This is a genomic window from Parolsenella sp. (assembly GCF_982402205.1).
Genome location: NZ_CEVYAT010000205.1, coordinates 1 through 1,920, shown reverse-complemented (window position 1 = coordinate 1,920; position 1,920 = coordinate 1). Strand labels below are relative to the sequence as shown.

Below are 1,920 nucleotides of genomic sequence, written 5' to 3'. Positions count from 1 at the left end.
GCCCACATGTTGCGCGGGTTCAGCACGCGCGTGCTCACGCCCGGGCAGTCGCGCGGGATGTCGAGGTTCAGACGGCCGTCGTGGTCGTAGCCCGCGACGTCGACGTCGCCCGAGAGGGCGGCGGCCACCAGCGAGCGCGTCACGGCCAGGCTGATGCGGTAGCCCGAGCCGTAGGCGCCACCCTGCCAGCCGGTGTTCACGAGGTACACGCGGGCGCGGGTGCGGTCGATCCTCTCGCCCAGCATCTGCGCGTAGGTGCTGGGAGCAAGCGGCATGAATGGCTCGCCAAAGAGGGCCGAGAACGTGGGCTGGGGCTCGGCGATGCCCTCCTCGGTGCCCGCGACTTTCGAGGTGAAGCCGCTGAGGAAGTGGTACATCGCGGCCTCGCGCGACAGGCGCGCGATGGGCGGCAGCACGCCAAAGGCGTCGCAGGTAAGGAAGAGCACCACGTTGGGCACCCCTCCCGTGCCGCCCAGGCGCACGGCCTTGATGTGCTCGATCGGGTAGGCCACGCGGGTGTTCTGCGTGCGCGAGGTGTCCGCGAAGTCGGGCTCGCGGGTGGCCTCGTCGAGGATGACGTTCTCGCACACGGCGCCAAAGCGGATGGCCTCGTAAATGTCGGGCTCGGCGATGGGGCTCAGGTCGATGGCCTTGGCGTAGCAGCCGCCCTCGATGTTGAAGACGCCCTCGGGCGCCCAGCCGTGCTCGTCGTCGCCGATGAGCAGACGGCTGGGGTCTGCCGACAGCGTGGTCTTGCCCGTACCCGACAGGCCAAACAGCACCGCGGTGTCGCCGGTGTGCGGGTCGATGTTGGCCGAGCAGTGCATGGGCAGCACGCCGTTCTCGACCGGCAGCAGGTAGTTCATGAACGAGAAGATGGCCTTCTTGATCTCGCCGGAGTAGCCCGTGCCCGCGACAACCACCCCGCCGCCCGCGAGGTCGAGCACGACGGCCGCCTCGGAGTTGGTGCCGTCGGTGGCCGGGTCGCAGCGGTACCCTGGCGCGGCGAGCACCGTGATGTCGGGGTCGCCAAAGTTGGCGAGCTCCTCGGGCGTGGGGCGCACGAGCATCTGGTGGACGAACAGCGCCTGGCTCGCACGCTCGCAGATGACGCAGACCTTGCGCGAGTAGGCGCGGTTGGCGCCGGCCAGGCCGTGCACCACATAGAGGCGGCGTCCGTAGAGGTAGCCCGCCACGCCCGAGCAGATGCGCTCGTAGGCGTCGCGGCTCATGGGAACGTTGACCTTGCCCCAGCAGATCATGTCATGCACGCGATCGTCGTCGACGACGTAACGGTCATGCGGCGAACGGCCCGTGCGCGCGCCCGTGTCGACTACGAGCGAGCCGTTGGCCGCGAGGCGCCCCTCGCCCGCCGCGAGCGCCGCCTCGACGAGACGTGCCGGCGACAGGTCTGCGAGCACCTCCTCGGCCGAAGGGTCGGAACTGTCGCGGCTGATGAGCCTGTCCACCTGAGTTGGCTTCATGTCTCCCCCTTTGCTCGGCGCGACTGCGCTGAAAACAATTAAGGGTTGCTTTACCCAAGTGGAGTGATGCGTTATGTCAGCTGGCGGCGAACGGCGTTCTTGCAGCCGCAAACGGCCGTAGGCGCTAGTCGTCGATGGTGACGGAGGTCATCCGGGGCTGGTCGGCCGTGGCGATGGTGCCGTTGTTGTCGGTGGGCCTGGCGGCCTCGCACATGGCGTCGACGACCTCGATGCCCTCGGTCACGTGGCCAAACGCGGCGTACTGGCCGTCGAGGCTGGGCGTGTCGGCCTGCATGATGAAGAACTGCGAGCTCGCGGAATTGTAGGCCTGGGCGCGCGCCATCGAGATGGTGCCGCGCACGTGCGAGATGGAGTTGGGGTGGCCGTTGGCGTCGAACTCGCCCACGATGTTCTCGTCCGACCCTCCCGTGCCGTT

2 protein-coding genes are annotated in these 1,920 nt (G+C 68.5%); both read right to left on the bottom strand.

Annotated features, from left to right (window positions below):
* Positions 1 to 1,484, bottom strand: a 1,484-nt coding sequence (gene pckA / locus AC1VTH_RS08050) for a phosphoenolpyruvate carboxykinase (ATP) (protein WP_481335651.1), incomplete at its 3' end; no start/stop codon positions are given.
* Between the two features lie 124 nt (positions 1,485 to 1,608).
* On the bottom strand, positions 1,609 to 1,920 hold a 312-nt coding region (locus AC1VTH_RS08045), incomplete at its 5' end, for a peptidylprolyl isomerase (RefSeq protein WP_481335649.1).